Origin of the sequence: Sphingomonas sp. J315 (assembly GCF_024666595.1) — a bacterium.
Taxonomy (GTDB): domain Bacteria; phylum Pseudomonadota; class Alphaproteobacteria; order Sphingomonadales; family Sphingomonadaceae; genus Sphingomonas.
On sequence record NZ_CP088296.1, the window covers coordinates 2,476,865 to 2,502,006 of the forward strand.

A 25,142-nucleotide genomic window follows, 5' to 3' on the forward strand; every position below is an offset into this window, starting at 1 on the left:
GCGATTCTGGGGATCAAGAGCGCGGAGCTGTCCGAAATCATCCTGATCGGCGGCGCGACGCGGATGCCGGTGGTGCGCAGCGCGGTAACGCGGATGTTCGGTCGCTTTCCCAATGCGACGGTGAACCCGGACGAGGCGGTGGCGCTGGGCGCGGCGGTGCAGGCGGGGCTGAAGTCGCGGGACTCGGCGCTCAACGAGGTGGTCGTCACCGATGTCTGCCCTTATTCGCTTGGGGTGGAGGTCGCCCGGCGCTTGCCAGGCGGCGGGATCGAGGACGGGTTGTTCGCGCCGATCATCGAACGCGGCACGGTCATCCCGGCAAGCCGGATGCACACATTCAGCACGATGCACGACAACCAGACCAAGGTGGAATTCGGCATCTTCCAGGGCGAGGCACGGCTGGTCCGCGACAATGTCGAGATCGGGCGAACGACGGTACAGGTACCGCGCGCGGCAGCGGGGCAGGCGGTCGATGTGCGCTTTTCATACGACATCTCCGGCCTGCTGGAGGTCGATATCGTCGTGCCGCAGACCGGGGAGACGGTCAGCCTGACGATCAACGACGGCAATGTCGCGGACCCGGCCGCCCTGGAAAAGGCGCGGGCGGCACTGGCGGGGCTCAAGGTACATCCGCGCGACGAGGCGGAGAACAAGGCGGCGATCGCGCGCGGCGAAAAATGCTACGAGAATTTCCTGGGCGAGCAGCGTTACTGGGTGGGGGAGGCGATGTCGCGCTTTGCCGCCGCGCTGGAGACACAGGATCCGCGCACGATCGAGACCGCGCGCAAGGAACTCCACGCCGCGCTCGACCAGCTTGAGGGCGAGACCTTTCTGTGAAGCAATGGTGGCAGGTGCTCGGCGTGCCGCGCGGGAGCGACCGCGCGACCATCCGCCGCGCCTATGCCGCCAAGCTCAAGACCACCAATCCCGAGGACGACGCCAAGGGATTCATGGCGCTGCGCGAAGCCTATGAACAGGCGCTGCGCTGGGTTGAATATCAGTATTTCGACGATTGGGATGACGCGGAGGAAGAGGCGGAGGTCGAGCCGTCCGCTGACGATCCGGTTCCTGTCCTTGTCGCCGTCGACGAACCCGAGGCATTCGAACCTGCGCTGCCGCTACCGCCCGATGCGCCACCGGCATCTTCGGTTCCGCCCGACCCGTTCGAAGCGACACGCGCGGCTGAAGCCGCCGAACTTGAACGGCTGCTCGGCGAACTTGATGCCGGGCTGCGCGGGCCGTGGTTCAAGGATCGCGAGGCACTGCGCGCCACGTTCGACGCAGTGATGGGCACCCCCGCGCTGATGGAGATCGATCGGCGCGCGCGCACCGAATACCGCCTCGCCGCGCTGATCGCCGACACCATCCCGCGCAGCGACGCGATCCTGCAACCAGCGATGGCGGCATTCGGCTGGGAAGCGGAGGGCAACCACCCGCCCGCCGTGTGGTCGCTGCGGGCACGGCTGGACGAATGGCGGCTGATCGCGTCGTTCGGACGTGGCGATCACGGGCTGGGCGCGGGCTGGCGCGCGCTGATCGACGGCAAGGCACCCGGCTGGCGCAGGCGGATTGTGGCGCTGCGTCCCGGTATCGCCGGGCAAATTCGCCAGCTCTTCGACCTTGCCGATTATGAGGTGCCGGGGATCGCGCACAGCTTCCACCCCAAGGCGGCGGACTGGTGGCGCGCGCATCTCGACGCGCCGCGCTTTGGGTTTGCCGAGCTTTCGCTGCTGCTGATCGGCACGCTGGCGGCGGGGCTGTTCGCGCTGGTCGGCGCGACCCCGGCGCTGCGTCTGTGGGGCGCGGCGGCGGCGGGATCTGTGGGGGTCGTGCTTGCGATCCTCCATTGGCGCTTCGTCACCCCGCTGCGCTGGCGGCGCGGGCAGGGGCTGGCGGCGACGCCCGCGGGTTTTGGCTGGCGGTTCGGGCTGTGGCTTGTGGTTACGCTGACGGCGATCGGCCTGCCGCTGAGCCCATGGGTCGCGGCAGGAATCGCCGCATCGGCCTTTACCCTGGCGCTGACCATCTTCGTGCTCGACGGGAGCGAAGGCGGTGGCGGCGTGCCGTGGCGGCGGGTGATCATGCTCGGGGTCGTCGGCGCGTTCGTCGGCCCGGCCTTTGCCGCTATGCGGGTCGAGGAACAGGCGCTGGTGCTGGTGTTTGCGGCATCGAGCGGGCTGGTCGGCCTGTCGGCGCGCACGGCGATCGCGCAGCTGATCGCGCCACGCCCGATCCTGATCGCGCTGGGACTGTTGCTTGCGCTGATCGTCGCGGCGGTCATGCGAAGTGACTGGATGCCGGGGACGCCGCTGATCCCATGGGGCGCGGCGGCGTGTACGGGCCTCGTGCTGATGAGCGGGCTGCGTGCCGGCGACCCCAATGGGCGCGGCGACGGGGTCGCGTCGCTAGCCAACATGCTGCTCTGGGCGATGCTGGTGGTCGCCGCCATATTGTCGGTTCCGGACAAGCCGGGCGGCAACGGTCTGCCCCCGCCGATTTCGGTGGTTCCCGCCGATCCGATGATGGCGCTGGAGGCGGCCGAGCCGGGCTTTCGCGCGGTGAAGACCGGCAATCCCGAACTCTACGCGGCGGTCGCAGCTGTCCGGAAGGGGATGGCGGACGGGTCGCGTGATTTTTACAAGGGGTCGCAGGAGATCGACCGGCTGGTCAACGCCGCCTATCGGAAACGGCTCGCGCTCGCGCCGGCGTCATTGATCGCGGCTGAGATGGATATCCGCCTCGCCCGGCTGCGCGAAGATCGCAGCGCTAGTCCGCGTGCCTGTGCGGGCGAACCGGGTGTCGCCGAGCCCGTGCTGAGCAAGCCGCTGCGCGAGCGGCATTATGCGCATGCGCTGCGGGTGGCCGCGAGCAAGCCGGCTGATATTCGCGGCTTGACCACGGGTCGGGAGATCAAGGCAATCGAGCTGCTGCGCATCGCCGCCAATGGCGATGCGGCGGCGGCGGATCGCTTCGCCAGGGCGCTCGATGGCAGCGATCCGGTGGCGAAATGCGAAGCACGGATCGCGATGATGGAGGCGCTGGTCGCGCAGGACGATGCCGACATCGCCAAGACAATGCGGCCCACGCTGATCGCGCGGGCCGCTCCGAAGTCAGAGAAGAAATAGGGAGTCGCCATCCTCCCCCTGACGGGGGAGGATGGGCGAACCGTCACGCCCCCTGCGGAGCCGGGTTGCCGAACGGACCTTTGGGACGCCGCGTCTTGGGGATCGACGTTCCCGCGACGCCGACCGGGCCCTTGCTCGACGACGGATCGGGACGCCCGATATCGCCGTCGCTGAGAAGATTCTTGATCTCCTCGCCCGACAGCGTCTCGTACTCGAGCAGCGCGCCGGCCAGCGTGTGGAGCTGGTCGATATGCTCGGTCAGCACGTCGCGCGCGCGCTTGAGGCCGCCCTCGACCGTCGCCTTGATCTCGGCGTCGATCAGCTGCTGGGTCTCGTTCGACATATGCCGCGGCTGCGACGCCGAATAGCCGAGGAAGCTCTCGCCTTCGGGCTGCGAATATTCGACCGGGCCGAGCTTGTCCGACATGCCCCACTTCGTGATCATGTCGCGCGCCAGGCCGGTGGCGTACTGGATGTCGCCGCTCGCGCCCGACGAGACCTTGTCATAGCCGAAGATCACTTCCTCGGCGACGCGGCCGCCCATCGCGACGGCAAGGTTCGCGTACATCTTGTCGCGGTGATACGAATAGCTGTCCCGCTCGGGCAGGCGCATCACCATGCCCAGTGCACGGCCGCGCGGGATGATCGTCGCCTTGTGGATCGGGTCCGACGCCGGTTCGTGCAGCGACACGATCGCGTGGCCGGCCTCGTGATAGGCGGTCATCCGCTTCTCGTCGTCGGTCATCACCATCGAGCGCCGCTCGGCACCCATCATCACCTTGTCCTTGGCATCCTCAAACTCGCTCATCGCGACGAGGCGCTTGCCCTTGCGCGCGGCCATCAGCGCGGCTTCGTTGACGAGGTTGGCGAGGTCGGCGCCGGAGAAGCCCGGCGTGCCGCGCGCGATGGTGCGCGCGTCGACATCGGGGGCCAGCGGCACCTTCTTCATGTGAACCTGGAGGATCTTCACGCGACCCTCGATATCCGGGCGGGGCACGACCACCTGACGGTCGAAGCGGCCCGGACGCAGCAGCGCGGGATCGAGCACATCGGGACGGTTGGTCGCCGCGACGATGATGATGCCCTCATTCGCCTCGAAGCCGTCCATTTCGACCAGCAGCTGGTTCAGCGTCTGCTCGCGCTCGTCATTGCCATTGCCCAGGCCCGCGCCGCGATGGCGGCCGACCGCGTCGATTTCGTCGATGAAGACGATGCACGGCGCGCTCTTCTTGGCCTGTTCGAACATGTCGCGCACGCGGCTTGCGCCGACGCCGACGAACATCTCGACAAAGTCCGAGCCGGAGATGGTGAAGAACGGCACGCCCGCCTCACCCGCGATCGCACGGGCGAGCAGCGTCTTGCCAGTACCGGGCGAGCCGACCAGCAGCGCGCCCTTGGGAATCTTGCCGCCGAGGCGGGCGAATTTGGTCGGATCCTTGAGGAACTCGACGACCTCCTCCAGCTCTTCGCGCGCTTCGTCGATGCCCGCGACGTCGTCGAAGGTAACCTTGCCTTCCTTCTGGGTCAGCAATTTCGCGCGCGACTTGCCAAAGCCCATTGCGCCGGAGCCCGAGCCCTTCTGCATCTGGCGCAGCACGAAGAAGGCGATGCCGAGGAACAGCAGGAACGGCAGCGCCTGAACCAGCACATATTGCCAGATCGACGGGCCTTCCTCGGGCCGCGCGCTGATCGTCACGCCCTGCTTGCGCAGCGTCGGGATCAGGTCGGGATTGGCAACGGCGTTGGTGCGGAACTTCGAATCATTGTCGAGCGTACCGGTGATGACGCTGCCCGCGACATTGACGTCCTTGACCTTGCCCTGCTCGACATTGTCGAGGAATTCGGAATAGGCGATCGTCGTGCCCGCCGTTGTGCTGCTCGGCGCGCCGAACATGCTGACGAACAGCGCCAGCGCGGCCAGGATGCCGACCCACACCAGCAGGCTCTTCATCCACGGATTGCCGTTATTGTCGGGGCCGGGGGTCTTGTTGTCGTCGCTCATCTGTCGAATGCACCTTCCTCAGCCCACAAGATAGGCGGTCGCAGGTTAATGGCAATGGAACAGCTTCGATCAGAGTGATCGACGCGGTGGGGCGGAGCGGAAATGCCAGATTTCGCCCTTTGCGGTCGCCTGAACCCCCGCCTGGGTGGCCCCGGCATCGCGCGCGAGTGCGTCGAGCAGCGATTCGATATTGGTCGAATCGGTGAACAGCGGGAACGCGATGTGGTGCCGGTCGCGTGTGGCGCGAACCGCCTGTCGCACCAGGCGGCGCTGGACTTCGCGCGGCAGATCCCGTGCGCGTAGCGTCGCGCCGCGATCATCCCAGCGCTCCGCCCAGAACTGCGCGACCAGTGCGTCGAGCGCGGCATTGGTCTCGGCGATGTGGGCGACGGACCGGGCCAGCGCAGCCGGATCGAGCAGGGTCTGGCTGGCCAGCAGCTCGCGAAACCGGGTGCGGTCATGATGCAAGTCGGCGTTGCTGGGATCGTCGACCCAAACAGTGCCCGCCGCCGCGACGATCGCGCGAAGGCTGTCGCGCCGCCATTCGAGCAGCGGGCGCAGCACCGGAAATTCGCCATGTCGCACGGGGCGAATGCCGCTCAGCCCCGCCACCCCCGACGCGCGGTTGAGCCGCATCAGCAGCGTTTCGGCCTGATCGTCGGCATGGTGGGCGGTGAGCAGCAGGAGGGCATCGGCCTGTCGCATCCACGCGAACAACGCGGCATAGCGTGCCGCGCGCGCCTGACCCTGCAAACTGCTCCCGCTGATCGGCTCGGCGGGGGTGAGCGTGGCGTGGGGGACGCCGAGTTGCGCGCAGACCTCCGCGACCATCGCGGCCTCGTCCGCTGCCTCGGGGCGCAATCCGTGATCGACCGTCGCCGCGACGACGCGACCGGGAAAAGCGGCGCTCGCGAGCAGCAGCATCGCCATGCTGTCCGCACCGCCCGACACCGCCAGCGCGATCCGTGCGTCCTCGGCGAGCGCGCCGTCGAACGCGCGGACGCATAGATTATCGAAATCCGCCCGAAACCGCTCGACCCACGCCGGGTCGAGCGGGTTCAGCGCGTCAGCGGCACTTGCTGGCGGAACGGCCGGTGGCGACATCCATCTTCATCGCTTCGGAGAGGCGGTCGCCATAGACCTGGGTCAGCTCGTCATAGACCTTGCAGACCTCGCTCGCCGGCTTCTTCATCTTCACCAGCGCCTGGGCGAGATAATAGAGCGAGTCCGGCGCGCGCTCGCCATTGGGCATTTTCTGGTAGTTTTCGAAGAAGGCAGTCGCGGCGAGCGCGGGCTTGCCCTGATCGAGCAGCGCGCGGCCGAGCAGGTTCTGCGCATAGCTGGCGCGGCGATGCTTGGGATGCTTCTGTACCACGCTGCGCAGCTCGACGATCGCCTTGTCATATTGCTTCGCCTGCCACAGGCGGAAGCCATAAACATAAGCGTCCTCGGCCGCGTCGTCGGTGCTGGGCCGTTCGACTCCGGCTACCGGGGTTGTCGGCGCGGGTGCGCTGGTGGTCGGGGCCGGGGTGGTCGGGCGTGGTGTCGTCGGACGCGGGGTCGCACCTGTCGTCGGGCCGATCCCGGTGACCGGGGCCGTCCCGCCGACCGCCGATGCGCCGTCCTCCAGCGCCTTCAACCGCGCGTCGGTCGAGCGCTTATAGGCCGTGAACGCTTCCTCCAGCTGGCGCAGGCGATATTGAGTCTGCTCGATCTGGCCCGTCAACGCGGATTGCTGCGATTCGAGCGCATTGACCCGCGCGGTCAGGTCGGTGACCACGCCGCTCGCCGGGGTGCCCGGCGCGCCGCCGCTTTGCTGGGGTGCCGTGATCTGGGGCTCGACCGTCTGGCCCGCGCCGCCCGGAAACACCTTGCGCTGCACCGCGCGCATCTCTCGCTCCAGCCGGTCGATCCGGCCCTCGATCCCCCTCGCGGCTGGTCTGCGCCGCCACCGGGAGGGCGATCGACGCCATCCCCGCCAGCACCACCGCCATCGCCGCACTCTTGTTCAGAAACCGCATGTCATTCCCCACCCGCGATACGCTTCGCTCGATCCAATATAGCATCATTCACTGTGCTGCCGATGCTGACCCCAGCCTTAAGCATCCGGCGTCGCGGTCGCGACCGGTGACGGCGTCGGCTGCGCGACCGGTGCAGGCGCGACGGCGGTCGGCCGAGCCGCCGGGCTGCGCGTCGGCGCGGGGTTGAGCCGCGCAGCAGGCGAGCGCTGTGCAGCAGGCGTGGGGGTCGGGGTCGGAACAGGCGTCGCCGCCTCCGTCGGCTGGCCCCGGGCGCGCAGCGCGTCGGCGCTGATCGGCACATCCTTGATCGCAACGCCGGGACGTCCGAGCGAAGCGACCTCGACCCCGTCGATCGTCACCTGCACCGCTTCCGGACGACCGACATTGATCATCGGACCCTTGGCATCGGCGGGCACGTCATAGCGCTCGCCCGTGGCCATTTCCTTTTCGTACAGCCGCGTTCCTGCAGCGTCATATATACGCAGCCACACCGGCTGCGTCGCGATCAGCGTGACCTGACCTCCGCTCGCCGGGGTTGCGGCTGCGGTCGGAGCTGCGTCGGGCGTCGCGAGGGCGGACGGTGTCGGATCGGGCGCGACGGTCGTGCCCCCGCGGAACAAGTCGGTTCCGTACCACAGTCCAACCGCGCCAAGCAGCAGCACCGCCACGATCGCCCCGGCCCAGGCAAGGCCGCTCGGCGGCTCGCGCACCGGATCCTCGGGGTCGTAGCTTTCATAGACTTCGCGCGCGGCGAAGGTGGCGGAGGTTTCCTCACGCAGCTCGCGGGCCAGCGCCACCTCGTCCGCCCCGACCGCGCGGGCATAGGCTTTTACGAAGCCGACGGCATAAGTGGGGGGACGGCAGGCCCGAATAGTCCGACGCCTCGATCGCGGCGAGGTGTCGCTGCGGCACGCGGGTGCGACCGGCGATGTCGGCCAGCTCCAATCCCGCCGCCAGCCGGGCGTCGCGCAACTTTTCCCCGACCTTCACCGGAAACAGGTTCGGGGTGTCGCCCGGTTCGCCGTCCATTCAATTCCCTCCGGTGTCAGTTATGCGCGCACGTTGCTGCACTCCTTAAAGGAGTGTCAACGTGCGCACTACCGGAAATCCGTGGCTTTTCGCTCAGGCAAGCTCGACGCCATGCGCTTCGGCCCAGCTTTCGAGCGCGCCACGCATGTCGCGCGGCGGTGTCGCGAGCAATGTCTCCATCGCCTTGCCCAGGGCGGCGTGGTCCAGGCTGCGCACCATCGCCTTGACTGGCCCAACCGCAGCCGGGGTAATCGACAGCCGGTCGATCCCCAGACCGATCAGCGCCATCGCCTCCAGCGGCCGCCCGCCCATCTCGCCGCACACCGCGATTGGCACGTTCGCGGCATGCGCCTCCCCGCGCGACGCGGCGCAGGAAGCGGAGGATCGAGGGGGACAGCCAGTCGTACCGGACGGCCAGTTTGGGATGTGCGCGGTCGGCCGCGAACAGGAACTGGGTCAGGTCGTTGGTGCCGATCGACAGGAAGTCGAGCTGGGGCAGCAAGATGTCGAGCACCTCGGCCAGTGCCGGCACTTCCAGCATCGCGCCATAGCGGACCTGAAGCGGCAATTTGTGACCGCGTGCCTCCAGCCAGGCGCGCTGCGCCTCGAAGATCGCGCGCGCCTGTTCGAACTCCCACGGCTCCGACACCATCGGGAACATGACGCTCAGCGTCCGGCCCGCCGCCGCTTCGAGCAGCGCGCGCGCCTGCACCTTCATCAACCCTTCGCGCTCGAGCGCCAGCCGCAGCGCGCGCCAGCCCATCGCGGGGTTCTCTTCCTCGCCATTTTCGTCATGGTCGAGATAGGGGAGCGCCTTGTCGCCGCCGATATCGACCGTGCGGAAGATGACCGGACGGTCGCCCGCAGCCTCCAGCACGTCGCGATACAGGCGCTTCTGCCCCTCGCGCTGGGGGAGGGTGGCGGAAACCAGGAACTGGAATTCGGTGCGGAACAGGCCGATCCCGTCGGCCCCGGTCAGGTCGAGCGCGGCGACATCGTCGCGCAGCCCCGCATTGACCATCACCGTCACGCGGTGGCCGTCGCGGGTTTCCGGCGCGAGGTTGCGCATCGCGGCAAATACGGCGCGGCGTTTCTGCGTGATGAGCAGCTTCGCCTCGAACACCTCTTCCATTGCGCTGGTCGGGCGCACCACGACGGACTCTTCGGTGACGTCGAGCAGCAATCGGTCGCCCTCCGCGACCAGACGGCGGATATCCTTGACCCGGCCGAGCACCGGCACCCCCATCGCCCGTGCCACGATGGTCACATGGGCTGTCAGCGAGCCTTCTTCGAGGATCACGCCCTTCAACCGGCGGCGGTCATATTCGAGCAGTTCGGCTGGGCCTAGATTGCGCGCGATCAGGATCGAATCCTGCCTGAGGCCCAGCTGCGCTGCGGTCCCCAACTGCCCCGACACGATCCGCAGCAACCGGTTGGACAGATCCTCCAGATCGTGCATCCGTTCGCGCAGCAGCGGATCGTCGATCTGCCGCATCCGCATCCGCGTGCGCTGCTGAACGCGCTCGATCGCCGCTTCGGCGGTCAGGCCGCTGTCGATCGCCTCATTGATGCGACGGCCCCAGCCCTCGTCATAGGCGAACATCTTGTAGGTCTCGAGGATCTCCTCATGCTCCCCGCCGACGCCGAACTCGGCCTGGCTGGTCATGCGGTCGATCTGCTCGCGCATCTTGTCGAACGCGGCATAGACGCGGTGGCGCTCGGCCTCGGTATCCTCGGCCACGGTATGCTCGATGGTGATGCGCGGCTGGTGGAAGACAGCGGCACCCGCCGCCATCCCCTCGACCAGCTTGAACCCCGCAATGCGCGCGGTCGCAGTCGGCTGGGCGCGGGTCGAACCGCCTGCGCTGGCGTCGGCGCTGTCGATCAGCCCGGCATTGGCGATCAGCTCCGACAACACCATCGCGACGGTCTGCAGCGCCTCGATCTCCACCTCTTCATATTTGCGCGGATCGGCATGCTGCACCGCGAGCACCCCGACCGCGCGCTCCTTGCGGATGATCGGCACGCCGGCAAAGCTGTGAAACTGTTCCTCGCCCGTTTCGGGGCGATAGGCGAAATCGGGGTGGGATGCGGCCTCGTCCAGGTTCAGAGTCTCGACATTCTTGGCGATCGTGCCGACCAGACCTTCGCCGAGCGCGAGCTTGGTGACGTGCACCGCCGCCTGCGCGAGGCCGCGGGTGGCGAACAGCTCCAGCACGCCTTCGCGCAGCAAATAAATCGAACAGACTTCGCTGCGCAGCGACTCCCCGATGATCTCGACCACCGCGTTCAGCTTGGACTGGGCGGGGGTGCGCGACGCCATCACGTCGTGCAACCGCGTCAGGATCTCACGGGCGGAGGCGGCGGCGGAAACGGGCATAAGGTGGCGCTATCAGATCGTCCCCAAAGCGCCAAGAAATTCAGCGCGCGGCGAGCGTCACGCTGCCTCCGGTCACGCGCGTGTCTCCAGCGAGCGCGCCGCCGTCATAGGCCAGTTTCGGCGTTGCAGCCGGGACGCCGCTGCGCCACGCAATGAGCGCGACGCGATAGGCATCGTAGCGCGCGTAGAATGCGTGATACGGCTGGTCGATCCGTGCCAGCGCGTCCGGGGCGGTCTCGGCAAGGCTGGATGCTGGCCAGCTCGCCGCCTCTTGCGCCATGTCTGATGCGATAGAACAGAATTGCGGCAGCACGGGGGGCTGGGCAAAGTAGTTGTAAAGCCGGGTCATTGCCCGGTCGAAATCACCGCCATGCATGGCCGCGACGCGGCGGTGCGCCGCATCCAGCTCGCGCCGATGGGTGTGGAGGACGCGATTATATGCGGACGCGATCGCGGGATCCGCGCAGTTGAGCGCCGCGACATTGAACGCAACGCGCAGATGCCAGGCGGCGGCAAAGTGCGGGACGCCGTGGTTCGGCGTCGCGTAGGTCCGCTCGGCAAGCCTCGCCGGAATGGCAAGTCCGGCTGCCGCACCATCGGGTGGAGTCGGTGCGGCCCTGCGCACGACGGTGGGGGCGTCCGGCACGGGCAGCGGCGCGGCAACCCCGGGGTTGTCGCCACTGCTCGAGCAGGCGGCAAGCGGCAGGGCGATGAACGCGACAGCGAGCGGGAGCGAGGTCCGGACCATCGCTCTCCCATGCACGCGGCAGCGTCAAATCGCGCTTAAGGGCGATGGTTAAGACGGGTTAGGGCGGTTCAGGCCGCGCGCTTCTCCAGCGCGTGCGCGGCTTCGGCCATCAACTGGGCGATAATGTCCGCGACCGGTTCTTCCTTGCTGACCATGCCGACCGACTGCCCCGCCATCAGCGACCCATTATCGACATCGCCCTCAATCACTGCGCGGCGCAGCGCGCCCGCCCAATAATGTTCGATCTGGAGCTGTGCCTCCATCATCTCGACCTTGCCCTCGTCGAGCAGTTGCGCGACCTCGCGCTGCTTGGCGGTGAACAGCTCCGAAGATGCGTTCTTGAGCGCGCGCACCGGGATGACCGGCAGACGCGGGTCGATCTGGACGCTCGCGACCGCGTCGCGCGCCGATGCGCGGAAGAACGCCTTCTTGAAGTTCGGATGCGCGATGCTCTCGGTCGCACAGGCAAAGCGCGTGCCGAGCTGGACCCCCGCCGCGCCCATATCGAGATAGCCCGCGATCGCCTCGCCCCGGCCGATCCCGCCCGCGACGAACACGGGGACCTGCGCCGCGACCTCGGGCAGGATTTCCTGCGCGAGCACGCTGGTCGACACCGGGCCGATATGGCCGCCGGCCTCCATTCCCTCGACCACCAGCGCATCGACGCCCGAGCGGATCAGCTTCTTGGCGAGGCTGAGCGCGGGGGCAAAGCAGATCAGCTTGGCGCCATTGCCCTTGATCGCGTCGAGCGATCCGGCGGGGGAAGGCCGCCCGCCAGCACGATATGCGTGACGTTGTGCTTCGCGCAGACCTCGATCAAATCGAACAGCTGCGGGTGCATGGTGATGAGGTTCACGCCGAACGGCTTGTCGGTCAGCGCCTTCGTCCCGGCGATCTCGGCGTCGAGCAGCTCGGGCGTCATCGCGCCGCACGCGATCAGGCCGAAGCCGCCCGCATTGGAAATGGCGGAGACAAGGTTGCGCTCGCTCACCCACGACATCGCGCCGCACAGGATCGCAGTCTCGCTGCCAAGAAATTCGATGCCGCGCGCCATGCGGCGGTGGAGGCGCTCTTCACCAATGGTCATGTGCTCGCCCTAGCGCTCGCCCGATACTTCCCGCAAGTCTGGTCAGCGCGGCATGCGCGCATTAGGGCTGCGGCCATGGTCCGCCTCGTTCTCGCCGCCTTCACCCTGGCTACCGCCACGTCGGCCACCGCGCAGGAGCGCGCGTTCGACGGCCATGTCCATCTGTGGAACGGCGAGGAGTCGCTGCGCGCCTATGTCGCACAGTCGCGGCCGGCCGGCCATGATCCGGTCGCCGCCGCGATGTGGTTCGGCGGTCCCAATCAGGCGCTGGCCGGAAACCCGGATGCGATCCGTGCAGGCAATGACGGAATCCTTGCGCTCGCCGCGCGCCACCCCAATCTGCTGCCCGTCGCCACGGTCCACCCCTATGATGGCGAGGCCGCCGTGGCCGAGGTGCGGCGCGTCGCCGCGCGCGGGGCGAGGTTGCTCAAGATCCATCCGCACACGCAAAGTTCGATGCCGCCGACCCGCGCGTGCTGACGGTCGTGCGGGCTGCGGGCGAAGCCGGACTGGTCGTACTCATGGACAATGCCGGGATCGTGCCGTCCGACAATGAGAAGCTGTTCAACCTCGCTTTGTCCGCGCCCAAGACCCGGTTCATCTTCGCGCATATGGGTGCGATGGGCTTCCGCTTCTGGAACCTGCTCAAGGCGGCGCGGACGGCCGAGGGGCTGTTCGGCGACAATATCTATTTCGACATTTCCGCGACGGTGACGCTGGCTGCGGAGTCGCCGATCGAGGAAGAGTTCGTCTGGACGATGCGGAATGTCGGCATCGACCATATCCTGCTCGGGTCAGACTATCCGCAATTCTCTCTGGAGCAGAACGCAGCGGCGCTCGACCGGCTGGGCCTCACTGCGGAGGAGCGTGCCGCCATCCGCTACGGCAATGCGCGCAGGCTGTTCGCACTCAAGGACTGATCCGTCACGGTCCGCATTCCCAGACGCCGTCGATCGCCTGAGGCGCGCTACCCGGTGCCTCGACCGACAGCGTTGCGGTGTGGCTCGACCCTTCATGTTCGGTCTCACGCGCTGCGCCGCGCGTGATCGACGCCGTGAGCCCCTCACCCGCAAAGCTGCCGCCCCGCGCCATCGCGTCGAACCCGCCGGTCTCGCGCGCGGTGAGCAGCACCGGCTTGCCAGACCGCATGACGACCGCCGTGGCCCGGCTGGCGGCATCGACATCGCCCGCGCCGACCAGCATCAGGATGCTCGCGTCCGACAGAAAGGCGCAGCGCAACTCGCCCTTGAGTGCGCCCGCTGCCGCCTCGGTCACTGCGTCGAGCTCGATTGCCGCAGGCGAAGGCGTCGGGCCTGGCGGGATCACCGATTCGATCGGCGCGGGCGGCGCTGTTGTCTCGTTCGCGGGCGGGGCCGGGGCGGGGGAGCAGGCGGCGAGCGCCACGATGAGGCCGAGAATCGGAAGTCGCATGCCTCCACAATGCCGTAGACGCCGCGCGGTTCAATCCTGCAGGATCGCGCGATGCGACAGGCACTCCACCAGCTTCACATCGAAACGCCCGGTCAGGGGCTGCATGAGTTCACCGGACCGGTGTGTCGCTGGGTCGCGGACAGCGGGATCGACACGGGGTTGCTGACGCTGTTCGTCCGCCACACCAGCTGTTCGCTGCTGATTCAGGAGAATGCCGCCCCGGCGGCACGCCGCGACCTCGAACGCTGGATCGCGCGAATTGCGCCGGAGAGCCGCGATTATGAGCATGACGATGAGGGGGGCGGACGATATGCCCGCACATCTGCGTGCGGCGATCACCACCACGTCGATCGCCATCCCCGTGGCGGGTGGCGCCCCGTTGCTCGGCACCTGGCAGGGCATTTATCTGTTCGAACATCGTCGCGCGAGCCATCGCCGACAGGTCGCGCTGCATTTGATCGGGGCGTGAACCAGACGAAAATCCGGCATCGCAGCTCGATGTAACCGGTTCCATTTGCTGGCGGCGTCGGATACTGAATTCTCCATGATCGACCGCCGCACCCTGCTCGCCGCTGCCGCCGCCGCCCCACTTGCCGCCTGCGCACCACGCGCCGCCGCGCCGCGTCGGCCGTTGCGCGTCGTCACGCTCAACATCTGGCACGATGCCGGGAACTGGCCGCTGCGGCTCAAGCTGATCGCAGATGTGTTGCGCGCCGCCGATGCCGATGTGATCGCACTGCAGGAAGTGTTGCAGGATTCGAAGAAGAACCTGCCCAATCAAGCGGAGACGATTGCGGCGGCGCTGGGCGGATACAGCGTCAACTTCATGTCCACCGCGCCGCTCGAAGCGGCCAACCGTTATGGCAATGCAATCCTGTCGCGGTTGCCCGTTCGCGCGGTAGATACGATCAAGCTCGAGCCGCTGGCCGACAGCCGCACCGCGATCCGGGTGCGGGTCGATGCGCATGGGCGCATGGTCGATATCGTCAACACCCATCTCGCCTGGCAGCCCGATCAGGGGCCGATGCGCGCGCAGCAGATTCGCGGGCTGCTGGGCTGGCTGCCGAGCGACGATGTTCCGCTGTTGCTGATGGGCGACTTCAACGCCCCGCTCGACGAGGCCGCGCTTGCCCCGATCGCGATCCGGGGGCTGGAGTCCGCGCTTCCGCCCGGCGCGGTCGATACGACATTGGTGGTGTCACGCGGGCACAAGCCGCGCGTGATCGACCATATCTTCGCCGACCCGCGCACGTTCGAAGTTATCGACGCCCGCCGCATCGCCGACGCGGTGGACGGCGAGTTTCCGTCGGATCACTATGGTGTGGCAGCGACGCTTACGCTTCGCTGAGCAGTTTCAGGCAGCGTCAACTTCCGGCGCGTCCAGCCCATAAGCGGTGTGGAGCACGCGGACAGCGAGTTCGGTTTCGTCCTCGTGGATCAGCACGCTGACCTTGATCTCGCTGGTGGTGATCGCAAGGATGTTGATGCGGCGCTCGCCCAGCGTGTCGAACATCGTCGCGGCGACGCCCGCATGGCTGCGCATCCCGACCCCGACGACGCTGATCTTCGCGACCTTGGCGTCGTGGATCAGTTCGTCATAGCCGATCGGCCCCTTCGCCTTTTGCAGCACGTCGAGCGCGCGGGCGAGTTCGGCGCGCGGCACGGTGAAGGTCACGTCGGTCGACCCGGTCGCGTGCGCGACGTTCTGGACGATCATGTCGACGTTGATCCCCGCCTCGGCCAGCGGACCGAAGATATGCGCCACAGCGCCGGGCCGGTCGGGGACGTTGGTCAGCGTCACCTTGGCTTCGTTCTTGTCCGCGGCGATGCCGGTGATGAGCTGCCGTTCCACGTCGTTGATCTCCTCTTCGCCGACGATCAGCGTGCCGCGATGGCCGGCCTCGTCATGCGTATCCTCGAACGAGGAGAGGACGCGGACGCGCACCCCCTCCTTCATCGCCAGCCCGACCGAGCGGGTCTGGAGCACCTTCGCCCCGACGCTCGCCAGTTCCAGCATCTCTTCATAAGTGACCTTGGTCAGCTTGCGCGCGCGGGGGACGATGCGCGGGTCGGTGGTGTAGACGCCGTCGACATCGGTGTAGATGTCGCACCGGTCGGCGCGCATCGCCGCCGCGACCGCGACCGCGCTGGTGTCCGAACCGCCGCGCCCCAGCGTGGTCACGCGATTGTCGTCGGCCAGTCCCTGAAAGCCGGGCACCACCGCTACCGCGCCGTCAGCCAGGCTTGCATTGAGAGCGTCGGTGTCGATCGAGTTGATCCGGGCGCTGGCATGGGCGCTGCTGGTATGGATCGGCAATTGCCAGCCAAGCCACGACCGCGCGGGCACGCCGATTGCCTGAAGTGCGATCGCCAGCAGCCCACTGGTGATCTGCTCGCCCGCCGAGACGACCGTGTCATATTCGCGCAGGTCGTAGAGCGGCGAGGCTTCCTTGCAGAATCCCACCAGCCGGTCGGTCTCGCCCGCCATTGCGGAGACCACGACCGCGACCTGATTGCCCGCCTCCCATTCGCGCTTCACCCGCGCGGCGACGTTGCGAATCCGCTCGATGCCCGCCATCGACGTGCCGCCGAACTTCATCACGATACGCGCCATCTGCTCCATGTCCTCTTGGGAAGCCGTGGGCGCGCTGATAGGAGGGGGAAATGGCGATGACAAGCAAAGCAACGATTGACCCCCGTGAAGCTGAACATTTCGGTCGTCTCGCGGCCGATTGGTGGAATCCGAAGGGTGAGTCCGCGATGCTCCACCGGCTGAACCCGGTGCGGCTGCGCTATGTGCGTGAGGCGATCGACGCGCATTGGGATGTCGATCCGCGCGATTTCGCGCCGCTGAAGGGCCGCACGGCGCTCGATGTCGGGTGCGGCGCGGGGTTGCTGTGCGAACCGCTGGCGCGTTTGGGCGCGCAGGTCACCGGGGTGGATGCGGCACCGGAGAATATCGGTGCGGCGCGGGCGCATGCCGCCGCATCGGGCCTTATCATCGACTATCGCGCGGGCGAGTTCGAGGATCAGGTCGCGGGGCGCCAGTTCGACCTCGTTACCTCGATGGAGGTGATCGAGCATGTCGCCGATCCCGCCGCCTTTGTCGCGGGCCTTGTCGCCGCGCTCGCGCCGGGCGGGCTGATGATCCTGTCCACCCCCAACCGCACCCCGCTGTCGCGGCTGGCGATGATCACGGTGGGCGAGGGGCTCGGCATGATCCCGCGCGGGACGCATGACCACGCCAAGTTTCTGACGCCCGAGGAACTGACCGCATTGCTGGAAACTGCGGGGATGGTGGTGAGCGACCTGCGCGGGCTGAGCTTCTCCCCGGGCGCGGGGTTTCATTTGAGCGAGGACACCAGCCTCAACTATCTGCTGACCGCGCGGCGCGCCTAGAACAGCCGCCCGCCATTGGGCACTGGCACGCTCGGGTGGAACAGCACCACTTGTCCCTCGGCATCGGGGAAGCCGAGCGTCAGCACCTCCGACATCATCGGGCCGATCTGGCGTGGGGGGAAATTGACGACCGCCGCTACCTGCCGCCCGGGCAGGTCGTCGAGGCGGTAATGTTCGGTGATCTGCGCCGACGACCGCTTCACCCCGATCGCCGGGCCGAAGTCGATGGTCAGCTTGAACGCCGGCTTGCGTGCCTCGGGAAACGGCTCGGCGGCGATGATCGTGCCGACGCGGATATCGACCGCGAGGAACTGGTCGAAGCTGATTTTCGGCGCGGCGGGCGCGTCGGCGGCGTGGGTCATGTGCATTGGAATCTCCCGTCGCGGGTCGATTGACACAGGCGGCCGGATTCGCCCAGTCCCTGCCCATGACCGTGAAGCTGCACCCCGACTGGCTCGCCCCGCTGCAACCCGAGTTCGACAGCCCGTACATGGCCGATCTGCGCGCGTTCCTGCTGGCGGAGAAGGCGGCGGGGAAGCGGATCTTTCCCAAGGGCAGCGACTGGTTCCGCGCGCTCGACCTGACCCCGCCACAGGACGTGCGCGTCGTCATTCTCGGCCAGGATCCCTATCACGGCGAGGGGCAGGCGCATGGCCTGTGCTTCTCGGTTCAGCCGGGGGTGAAGGTGCCGCCGAGCCTTGTGAACATCTACAAGGAGCTAAAGAGCGACCTTGGTATCGACCCGCCGCGCCACGGATTCCTTGAGCATTGGGCAAAGCAGGGGGTGCTGCTGCTCAACAATTGCCTGACGGTCGAGATGGGGCTGGCGGCGTCGCACAAGGGGCGCGGGTGGGAGCGGTTCACCGACGCGGTGGTGGCGCAGGTCAATGCGCTGCCCGATCCGGTGGTGTTCATGCTGTGGGGCAGCCATGCACAGAAGAAAGCGGCGTCGGTCGATTCGCGCCATCTGGTGCTGAAATCGGTCCATCCCTCGCCGCTGTCGGCACATGGCGGGTTCTTCGGGTGCCGCCATTTTTCGAAGGCGAATGCGTTTCTGGAGGCGAACGGGCGCGGGACGATCGACTGGGCGCTGCCGCCCATCTAGCCGTCACCCCGGCGAAAGCCGGGGTGACGGCTTTGCCGTTAAAAGCTCAACCGCGCCGACACGCGGATGTCGCGACCCGGCAGCGGGGCGAAATCCTTGGTGAAGCTGGCGTGGCGGCGCGCATCGACGTCGAAGATGTTGTTCGCCGACAGGATGATCGCGGTCTCGCGCTTTTCGCCCAGCGGGTGCCAGGTGACCGACGCATTGACCAGGGTGAAGGCCGGAGTCTCCGTCTCGAACGCCGCGACGCGGGTCTGGCGGACCGCATGCTCGACCTCGACCCGGCCGCCGAACGCGCCCTGGCTGGCGTCGATCCCGGCGAGCACGCGGAAGGGGGGGATGCGTGGCACGGCGCTGCCATCCTCCAGCCGGGCGTTCACATAATCCGCGACCAGATTGCCGCCGAGCGAGAAGCCGCCCTCGCCGCCGTCGATGAAGGTGGTCGACACCTCGCCCTCAATGCCGAGATAGCGGGCGCCCGCCTGACGATATTCAAACACCGGCAGTTCGTCGATCTCGTCGCCGGTCGCGACTTCATAGATGTAATCGTCGAACCAGTTGGCGTAGCCGGCGATCTGGAAACGCAGCGGCCCGGTGGCACCGCGCGCATAGAGTTCGCCGCCCCAGCTCTTTTCGGTGCGGAAATTGGGGTTGCCGACCTCATAGGCCTGGGTGGCGATATGCGGGCCGTTGGAGAACAGCTCTTCCGCCGAAGGCGCGCGGACCGCGCGTGAGGCGTTAACACCGATCTTGACCGACGACGTGACCGCATAGGACAGGCCGATCGCGCCGGAAAAGGCATCGAAACGGCGGTCGAACGCGCCCGTCGGGCCATCCTCGTCCAGATCCAGCTTTACATCGTTCGAGCGGACTCGGGTGTGTTCGTAGCGCAGGGCGCCTTCAACGCCGATGGCACCCAGATCGACTTCCTGCAGCGTGAAGAAGCCATATTGGTCGGTGACATTCTGGGGCACGAACGCCTCGGCCCCGACCGCCGCGAAGTCGCGCGTGAAGCCCTGGAACCCGGTCACGCCGCGCCAGCCATTGCGGTTGGCCTGAACCAGTTCCAGGCGGCCCTCGAACCCTTCCGCGCTGAACACGGTGCCGACCTCGTCGCCCTCGAACTCGGTATGCTCGTAATCCGAATAGCCGGCGCGGACGCGCAGTGCGTCGATGAAGCCGCCGATCTTGACCTCGCCACGCACATCGGCGCGGAACTGCTTCAGGCCGATCGTGACCGGCTCCTCGCCATGGGCATGTTCGTCATGGTCGTGATCCTCGTCATCATGATCCTCGTCCTCATGATGATGTTCGGCACCGGGCCGCGCGGGAATGCCATAGCGCGTGTCGTAGTAGCCGGCCGAAAAGCCCAGGCTACCGCCTTCGTTGATCAGCGCAATGCCGCCGCCCAGCGTATAGGTGCGCGTGCCGCTGTTCGGCAGGCGGCCGCGCTGGTTCGCCAGTTCCAGTGCTTCGGCGGCTTCTTCGGCATGGCCTTCTTCGGCTTCATGCTCGGCGATGTGCAACTGCTCCTCGCGCAGCGTGTCGCTCAGCACATAGCCGCCAACGCGCAGATCGTCGCTCTTGCGATAGCTGCCGTCGATATGCGCGACGATCTGGGGGGTGATCGCAAAGTCGACCGCCACGCCACCGCCACGCTCATCCGCCGCCGAGCCATAGGCACCGATCGCGTCGATATGGAAGCCATTCTCCGGCACCGCGCGCGGGATGCGGCGGTCGAGCACGTTGACCGCGCCGCCGATCGCCTGGCTGCCGAACAGCAGCACCGCAGGACCGCGCAGCACCTCGATCCGCTCGGCGGTCAGCGGTTCGATCGACACCGCATGGTCGGTCGAGGTGTTGGAGACATCGAGCGTGCCGAGCCCGTCGGTCAGCACGCGGACGCGCTCACCCTGGAACCCGCGCAGCACCGGGCGCGAAGCACCGGGGCTGAACGAGGTTGCCGACACGCCCGGCACTTGCGTCAGCGATTCGCCGATCTGTCCGCGAATGTCGCGTACCAGTTCATCGCCGGTGATGACCGACGTGCCCGCCAGCAGATCGAGTCGCTCAAGGCCTGGCGCGCTGATCACCACCTCATCGACCGTCTCGCCATGCACCGGGTTGCGGCTCGACCGGTCGCGTTCGGCGTGGTCGCTGGTCTGGGCAAAGGCGGGGGCGGCAAGCACGCTCGTCGCGAGCAGGAGGGCAGTGAACTTCATGGCTACGCAAATTCCCTGAACTGAATTTGCGCGCATCCTTAGGTGCAATGATACAACGTCACAAGTAGGAAATTGCTGCGCTGCGATGAGGTGCCGTTTCCGCGCGGTCAGCCTTGTGGGGCAGCCACGCGATCCTCGACAACGGTTTCATAACGGCGACCGGTCCAGAGGGAAGCGGTGAAGCGCCGCGCTCCGTCGGGATCGACCTCCCAGCGCCAGATCAGCGTCCCATCGCGCGAGGCACCGCCGCCGCTGCGCTCATCCGGCGCGGAGGACGGGGGCCTGGGCGTACCGCCACATGCTGCGCGCCGGATCTTGGGCTGTTCGGGCAATGCGCGCGGCTTGGCCAGCGCATCGCCCGCGTCATAGCTCCACTTCCATCTGCCATCGCCCTGACGGTGCCAGACGGTGGTGAAATAACCCGATCCACTGGGTCGCACCCACGGCCCCGTATTGACCGCAGTGGTGCCGTCGCACGCGACATAGCTCTCGGCGGGCCACCATTGCACCGCGATCGCGGGTTCCTTGCGATCCTTCAGGAATGCCTGCGCGTTTGACGGCTGCGGCAGGAACATCACGGCGTCGTCGGTGGCATAGGCGCGAAATGCGGCCCATTGCCCTTCAGTCTGCGCCATGTGGTTGAACGCGCGCTCGGCATCGACCGCGCTCTGGCCCTGCATCGCGAGGATCAGGGCCAGCGCGATCACAGCGCGCTCGAGTCGAAGTCGATATCCTCGTTGCGATACGCCGCGACGAGGGTGTTGCGTAGCAGGCAGGCGATGGTCATCGGCCCAACGCCGCCCGGAACCGGGGTGATTGCGCCCGCGACCGATGCTGCGCTGTCGAACTCGACATCGCCGACCAGCGCGCCCTCGACCCGGTTGATCCCGACATCGATCACCGTCGCGCCCGGCTTGAGCCACTCGCCCTTGACGAAGCCCGCCCGGCCCACCGCCGCGACGACAATATCGGCGCGGCTGACATGATGGGCGAGGTCGCGGGTGCGCGAATGGGCGAGGGTGACGGTACAATTGGCTGCGGTCAGCAGTGCTGCCATCGGCTTGCCGACCAGAATGGAGCGGCCAATGACGATCGCATCGAGCCCCGTCAGGTCGCCGATCTGATCCTGCAACAGCATCAGGCAACCGAACGGGGTGCACGGCACCAGCCCGTCGATGCCCAGCGCCAACCGCCCGGCGCTGATCGGGGTCAGCCCATCGACATCCTTGTTCGGGTCGATCGCGGCGACCACCGCCTGTTCGTCGAGATGGCGGGGCAAAGGCAGCTGGACGAGGATGCCGTCCACCGCCGCATCGGCATTCAACTGGCGCACCAGCGCGACCAGCGTATCCTGATCGGTGTCCGCGGGCAGGCGGTGCTCGAAGCTTGCCATATTGGCGGCGACCGTCGCCTTACCCTTGCTGCGGACATAGACGGCGGACGCGGGATCGTCGCCGACAAGCACCACGGCGAGTCCCGCCTTGCGACCCGCGCGGCCCGCGAACTCGACAGCAGCCTCGCCCACCCGGGCGCGCAGGTTTGCGGCAAATGCCTTTCCGTCGATGATCTCAGCGCTCATGTCTCGCCCCATAAAGCGAAGCGGCGATTCCCGCCAGCGTCTTGGGATCGCCCGCAATCGACAGGCGCTTCACCCGCGCGGTTTCGCCCGCGATGAGGGTCACGTCGCGCTTCGCCACGCCGAACGCCTTGGCGACCAGCTCGATCAGCGCCGCATTGGCCGCGCCCTCGACCGGCGGCGCGGCGATCCGCGCGGCCAAATGCTCCGGCGTGCCGGGGAGCAGCACGCTCTTCGACGCGCGCGGCGTGGCGCGCACCGCGATGACCAGGCCCGGCGGGGCTTCCCGCCAGGGCTGGCTCACGCCGCCGGGCTGGCCAGCGCCATGGCGAGGTTGGGGATCACCGCATAGTTTACGATTGCGATCAGGATCAGCACCACGAACGGCGCGAAATCCATCGGCCCGGTGTCGGGCAGGATGCGGCGGATCGGGCGATAGATCGGCTCGGTCAGCGTGTTCAGCCCGCGCCACAGCGAGCTGACGAAATCGTTATAGGTGTTGATCACGTTGAACGAGATCAGGATCGACAACACCGCCTGGATGACGATGATCCACCACAGCACGTTGAGCAGGATCTGTACGATCCCGAAAAGCATGTTCAGAAACGGGTCCAATCGGGCCTCCGGAGTTTTGGCGCTTCTACAGGAAAGCGGCGCGCATCGGCAACTGTGTTGCGAATATAATACGCCTTAGCGGTGAACCAAGGTGCCCGCGCCCTGCGTCGTGAAAATCTCAAGCAGCATCGCATGCGGGATGCGCCCGTCGAGGATGACCGCGGCGTCCACCCCGGCATCGACCGCGGCGACGCAGGTCTCGACCTTGGGGATCATCCCCCCGCTGATCGTCCCATCGGCCTTCAGCGCCATGATCCGGCCGGGGTCGAGGTCGGTCAGCAGCTGCTTGTCCTTGTCGAGCACGCCCGGAACATCGGTCAGCAGAAAGAAGCGCGCCGCGCCCAGCGCCCCGGCGATCGCCCCCGCCATCGTGTCGGCGTTGATGTTATAGGTGTGGCCATCGGCGCCCAGCGCGATCGGCGCGATCACCGGGATGAAGCCCTGATCGCTCAGCGTGGTCAGCACCGAGGCGTCGACCGCCACCGGCTCGCCGACGAATCCCAGATCGACATGGCGCTCGATCCCCTGCAGCGGATCGGCGGCGTCGCGCTGCACCTTGCGCGCCGTGACGAGGCCGGAATCCTTGCCCGAAATGCCCAGCGCCTTGCCGCCGGCGGCGCTGATCCAGCTGACGATTTCCTTGTTGATCGATCCCGCCAGCACCATTTCGGCGATGCGCGCGGTTTCGGCATCGGTGACGCGCAAGCCCCCGACAAACCGCGATTCGACGCCGAGCCGCTTGAGCATCGACCCGATCTGCGGCCCGCCGCCATGCACGACCACCGGATTGATGCCGACCGCTTTCAGCAGCACGACATCCTCGGCAAAGTCGCGCGCCAGCTCGGGATCGCCCATGGCGTGGCCGCCATATTTCACAACGAACGTCTTGCCCTTGTACCGCTGCATATAGGGCAGCGCGTCGGTCAGCGTCTCGGCCTTGGCCAGCATCGCGGGGTCGGGTGCATGATCGGTCATGCCGCGCCCTTAGCGGGAGTTGCGCCGCTGGAAAAGCGATGCGTCGCTTGACTCAATTCGATAATTAGCTAAACGACGAATCATGAGCCAGGTCTTCAAGGCATTGTCCGACCCCACCCGCCGCCGCGTGCTGCATTTGCTGCGCAAGGGGCCGATGAGCGCGGGCGACCTCAGCGATCAGTTCGACGTGTCTAAGCCGACCATGTCGGCGCACTTCGCGGTGCTTAAGGATGCCGACCTCGTCCACGCCGAAAAGGCGGGGAAGTCGGTGATCTATCACCTCAAGCTCTCGGTGCTCGAAGAGGCGCTGCTGGGCTTTGTCGATTCATTCGGGGGCAGCGGGTCGCCCGCGCCCGGCAAGGAGCGTGCATGATGAACAGCGAAACCAAGGTCAGCCTCGCCTGGGGCGTGGGCATTATCGTGCTGGCGCTGGGCCTCAGTTCGGCACGCAGCGCCGGCCACATCGATCATGACACGGTGACGCGCATCGTGCTTGGCGCGACAGGCCTGATGGTGGCCTGGTTCGGCAACATGATGCCCAAGCGCTTCGTCCCGAGCGAACTGGCGCGCAAGGTCCATCGCGTCGGCGGCTGGTCGCTCGTGATCAGCGGGCTGATCTATTCCGGGGCGTTCGCGGTGTTGCCGATCCAGACGGCGGTATTCGTCGGAGGCGGGGCGGTCGTCGCCGGTCTGGCGATCACCATCGGCTATTGCCAGTCGCTGCGGACCAAGGCGCGGGCGTGATGTGCGCGGGCGGGTTTCAGCCCGCCCGGTCCAGCCGGCGCCCGAGCGCGACAAAGCCATAGATCAGCACGGGCACCAGCAGCGCCGACAGCACGATCTTCGAAATCAGCTGCCCCACCAGCAGCGGGCCGATCGGGAACTCGCCGTAAAAGGCGAGGGTGATGAAGATCAGCGTATCGACGATCTGGCTGAGGATGCCCGCGACCCCGGCGCGCAGCCACAGCATCTTGCTGCCCTCGCCCCCGCGCATCGCGCTGAAAATGGTGACGTTGAGCGTCTGCGACACGCCATAGGCGACGATGCCCGCACCCCAGATGCGCCAGGTCGTCCCCAGGATCAGCTGAATTGCGTCGCGATATTCCGGCATCATCTTGGGTGATGCGGGCAGCGCCCAGACCAGCCAGGACAACAGCATCGACGCGATCAGCGGAATGAAGCCGAACCGCACCAGCTGGTTGGCGGTCACCCGCCCGTGAAGCTCCGCGACAGCGCTGGAGACCGCGACCAGCAGCAGGAAGGCGAAGATCCCCGCCTCGACCGCGAGCGGCCCGAGCGCCACCTGCTTGTTGCCCAGCACGCCCGCGATGCAGACCATGCCGCCATAGAAGATCGAGAGGACGAAGAGCGAGCGCGTCAGCGGGGCCGGTGTGGTCATTGCGCTGCGTAACGCGGTTTCACGCGAT

At 67.1% G+C, this 25,142-nt stretch carries 25 protein-coding genes and 3 pseudogenes; 10 read left to right on the top strand and 18 right to left on the bottom strand.

The window, feature by feature from the left end:
* Window positions 1-63 precede the first annotated feature (63 nt).
* Window positions 64-837, top strand: a complete 774-nt coding sequence (locus LRS08_RS12655) for an Hsp70 family protein (protein WP_260480796.1) — start codon at window positions 64-66, stop codon at window positions 835-837.
* Window positions 834-3,125, top strand: a complete 2,292-nt coding sequence (locus LRS08_RS12660) for a J domain-containing protein (protein WP_257843354.1) — start codon at window positions 834-836, stop codon at window positions 3,123-3,125. The genes LRS08_RS12655 and LRS08_RS12660 overlap by 4 nt, the downstream gene beginning before the upstream one ends.
* A gap of 43 nt (window positions 3,126-3,168) precedes the next feature.
* Here the strand turns inward: LRS08_RS12660 and ftsH are convergent, their stop codons facing one another.
* From ftsH to LRS08_RS12695, 8 genes and pseudogenes are all read right to left on the bottom strand, one after another.
* The gene (gene ftsH, locus LRS08_RS12665) at window positions 3,169-5,127 is read right to left on the bottom strand and encodes an ATP-dependent zinc metalloprotease FtsH (protein WP_257843353.1); all 1,959 of its coding nucleotides are present in this window, start codon (window positions 5,125-5,127) and stop codon (window positions 3,169-3,171) included.
* A gap of 69 nt (window positions 5,128-5,196) precedes the next feature.
* Window positions 5,197-6,231: a tRNA lysidine(34) synthetase TilS gene (gene tilS / locus LRS08_RS12670; protein ID WP_257843352.1), complete on the bottom strand. Its 1,035-nt coding sequence runs from the start codon at window positions 6,229-6,231 to the stop codon at window positions 5,197-5,199.
* Window positions 6,194-7,018, bottom strand: a complete 825-nt coding sequence (locus LRS08_RS12675; protein WP_308222967.1) for a tetratricopeptide repeat protein — start codon at window positions 7,016-7,018, stop codon at window positions 6,194-6,196. The genes tilS and LRS08_RS12675 overlap by 38 nt, the downstream gene beginning before the upstream one ends.
* A 207-nt stretch (window positions 7,019-7,225) precedes the next feature.
* On the bottom strand, window positions 7,226-7,945 hold the full coding sequence (locus LRS08_RS12680) for a DUF4115 domain-containing protein (protein WP_260480797.1): 720 nt from the start codon (window positions 7,943-7,945) through the stop codon (window positions 7,226-7,228).
* The gene (locus LRS08_RS20320) at window positions 7,920-8,177 is read right to left on the bottom strand and encodes a helix-turn-helix domain-containing protein (RefSeq protein WP_409456254.1); all 258 of its coding nucleotides are present in this window, start codon (window positions 8,175-8,177) and stop codon (window positions 7,920-7,922) included. Before LRS08_RS20320 ends, LRS08_RS12680 begins: the two co-directional genes overlap by 26 nt.
* Before the next feature lie 93 nt (window positions 8,178-8,270).
* Window positions 8,271-10,557: pseudogene (gene ptsP, locus LRS08_RS12685) on the bottom strand (phosphoenolpyruvate--protein phosphotransferase).
* Window positions 10,558-10,597: 40 nt separating this feature from the next.
* Window positions 10,598-11,305: a hypothetical protein gene (locus LRS08_RS12690; protein WP_260480798.1), complete on the bottom strand. Its 708-nt coding sequence runs from the start codon at window positions 11,303-11,305 to the stop codon at window positions 10,598-10,600.
* Window positions 11,306-11,373: 68 nt separating this feature from the next.
* Window positions 11,374-12,359: pseudogene (locus tag LRS08_RS12695) on the bottom strand (NAD(P)H-dependent flavin oxidoreductase).
* A gap of 108 nt (window positions 12,360-12,467) precedes the next feature.
* On the opposite strand from LRS08_RS12695, the gene LRS08_RS12700 reads away from it, so the two are divergent.
* Together LRS08_RS12700 and LRS08_RS12705 are read left to right on the top strand one after the other, a co-directional pair.
* Window positions 12,468-12,872, top strand: coding sequence for a hypothetical protein (locus LRS08_RS12700; protein WP_257843348.1), 405 nt, complete (start codon window positions 12,468-12,470; stop codon window positions 12,870-12,872).
* Window positions 12,866-13,312: an amidohydrolase family protein gene (locus LRS08_RS12705; RefSeq protein WP_257843347.1), complete on the top strand. Its 447-nt coding sequence runs from the start codon at window positions 12,866-12,868 to the stop codon at window positions 13,310-13,312. Before LRS08_RS12700 ends, LRS08_RS12705 begins: the two co-directional genes overlap by 7 nt.
* 4 nt (window positions 13,313-13,316) lie before the next feature.
* On the opposite strand, the gene LRS08_RS12710 is transcribed toward LRS08_RS12705, so the two are convergent.
* Window positions 13,317-13,823: a hypothetical protein gene (locus tag LRS08_RS12710; RefSeq protein WP_257843346.1), complete on the bottom strand. Its 507-nt coding sequence runs from the start codon at window positions 13,821-13,823 to the stop codon at window positions 13,317-13,319.
* 51 nt (window positions 13,824-13,874) lie between these two features.
* On the opposite strand from LRS08_RS12710, the pseudogene LRS08_RS12715 reads away from it, so the two are divergent.
* Together LRS08_RS12715 and LRS08_RS12720 are read left to right on the top strand one after the other, a co-directional pair.
* Window positions 13,875-14,292 (top strand): annotated as a pseudogene (locus LRS08_RS12715) (secondary thiamine-phosphate synthase enzyme YjbQ).
* Between the two features lie 75 nt (window positions 14,293-14,367).
* The gene (locus LRS08_RS12720) at window positions 14,368-15,171 is read left to right on the top strand and encodes an endonuclease/exonuclease/phosphatase family protein (RefSeq protein WP_257843344.1); all 804 of its coding nucleotides are present in this window, start codon (window positions 14,368-14,370) and stop codon (window positions 15,169-15,171) included.
* A gap of 6 nt (window positions 15,172-15,177) precedes the next feature.
* On the opposite strand, the gene LRS08_RS12725 is transcribed toward LRS08_RS12720, so the two are convergent.
* A complete protein-coding gene (locus tag LRS08_RS12725) occupies window positions 15,178-16,437 on the bottom strand; it encodes an aspartate kinase (RefSeq protein WP_257843343.1) in 1,260 nt (419 codons plus the stop codon).
* Window positions 16,438-16,487: 50 nt separating this feature from the next.
* Between LRS08_RS12725 and ubiG the strand changes: the two genes are divergently transcribed.
* Complete coding sequence (ubiG, locus tag LRS08_RS12730) at window positions 16,488-17,222, top strand: bifunctional 2-polyprenyl-6-hydroxyphenol methylase/3-demethylubiquinol 3-O-methyltransferase UbiG (protein ID WP_260480799.1); 735 nt, start codon at window positions 16,488-16,490, stop codon at window positions 17,220-17,222.
* Here ubiG and LRS08_RS12735 read toward each other — a convergent pair.
* Window positions 17,219-17,590: a tRNA-binding protein gene (locus LRS08_RS12735; protein WP_257843341.1), complete on the bottom strand. Its 372-nt coding sequence runs from the start codon at window positions 17,588-17,590 to the stop codon at window positions 17,219-17,221. The genes ubiG and LRS08_RS12735 overlap by 4 nt on opposite strands.
* A gap of 59 nt (window positions 17,591-17,649) precedes the next feature.
* On the opposite strand from LRS08_RS12735, the gene ung reads away from it, so the two are divergent.
* Window positions 17,650-18,327, top strand: coding sequence for a uracil-DNA glycosylase (gene ung / locus LRS08_RS12740; protein ID WP_257843340.1), 678 nt, complete (start codon window positions 17,650-17,652; stop codon window positions 18,325-18,327).
* Between the two features lie 38 nt (window positions 18,328-18,365).
* Here the strand turns inward: ung and LRS08_RS12745 are convergent, their stop codons facing one another.
* From LRS08_RS12745 to argB, 6 genes are all read right to left on the bottom strand, one after another.
* Entirely contained in the window at window positions 18,366-20,549 is a 2,184-nt protein-coding gene (locus LRS08_RS12745; protein WP_260480800.1) for a TonB-dependent receptor, read from the bottom strand.
* A gap of 107 nt (window positions 20,550-20,656) precedes the next feature.
* Window positions 20,657-21,256 (bottom strand): hypothetical protein, encoded by a 600-nt coding sequence (locus LRS08_RS12750; RefSeq protein ID WP_257843339.1) that lies wholly within the window; start codon window positions 21,254-21,256, stop codon window positions 20,657-20,659.
* A complete protein-coding gene (folD, locus tag LRS08_RS12755) occupies window positions 21,253-22,128 on the bottom strand; it encodes a bifunctional methylenetetrahydrofolate dehydrogenase/methenyltetrahydrofolate cyclohydrolase FolD (protein ID WP_257843338.1) in 876 nt (291 codons plus the stop codon). Before folD ends, LRS08_RS12750 begins: the two co-directional genes overlap by 4 nt.
* Window positions 22,118-22,429 (bottom strand): DUF167 domain-containing protein, encoded by a 312-nt coding sequence (locus tag LRS08_RS12760; protein ID WP_257843337.1) that lies wholly within the window; start codon window positions 22,427-22,429, stop codon window positions 22,118-22,120. Before LRS08_RS12760 ends, folD begins: the two co-directional genes overlap by 11 nt.
* Window positions 22,426-22,722: a YggT family protein gene (locus tag LRS08_RS12765; protein WP_257843336.1), complete on the bottom strand. Its 297-nt coding sequence runs from the start codon at window positions 22,720-22,722 to the stop codon at window positions 22,426-22,428. The genes LRS08_RS12760 and LRS08_RS12765 overlap by 4 nt, the downstream gene beginning before the upstream one ends.
* 93 nt (window positions 22,723-22,815) lie before the next feature.
* Complete coding sequence (gene argB, locus LRS08_RS12770) at window positions 22,816-23,715, bottom strand: acetylglutamate kinase (RefSeq protein WP_257843335.1); 900 nt, start codon at window positions 23,713-23,715, stop codon at window positions 22,816-22,818.
* 82 nt (window positions 23,716-23,797) lie between these two features.
* Between argB and LRS08_RS12775 the strand changes: the two genes are divergently transcribed.
* Together LRS08_RS12775 and LRS08_RS12780 are read left to right on the top strand one after the other, a co-directional pair.
* A complete protein-coding gene (locus tag LRS08_RS12775) occupies window positions 23,798-24,088 on the top strand; it encodes an autorepressor SdpR family transcription factor (RefSeq protein WP_257843334.1) in 291 nt (96 codons plus the stop codon).
* Window positions 24,085-24,459, top strand: a complete 375-nt coding sequence (locus LRS08_RS12780) for an ammonium transporter (protein ID WP_260480801.1) — start codon at window positions 24,085-24,087, stop codon at window positions 24,457-24,459. The genes LRS08_RS12775 and LRS08_RS12780 overlap by 4 nt, the downstream gene beginning before the upstream one ends.
* Before the next feature lie 16 nt (window positions 24,460-24,475).
* On the opposite strand, the gene LRS08_RS12785 is transcribed toward LRS08_RS12780, so the two are convergent.
* Window positions 24,476-25,114: a queuosine precursor transporter gene (locus LRS08_RS12785; RefSeq protein ID WP_257843332.1), complete on the bottom strand. Its 639-nt coding sequence runs from the start codon at window positions 25,112-25,114 to the stop codon at window positions 24,476-24,478.
* Between the last annotated feature and the right edge of the window lie 28 nt (window positions 25,115-25,142).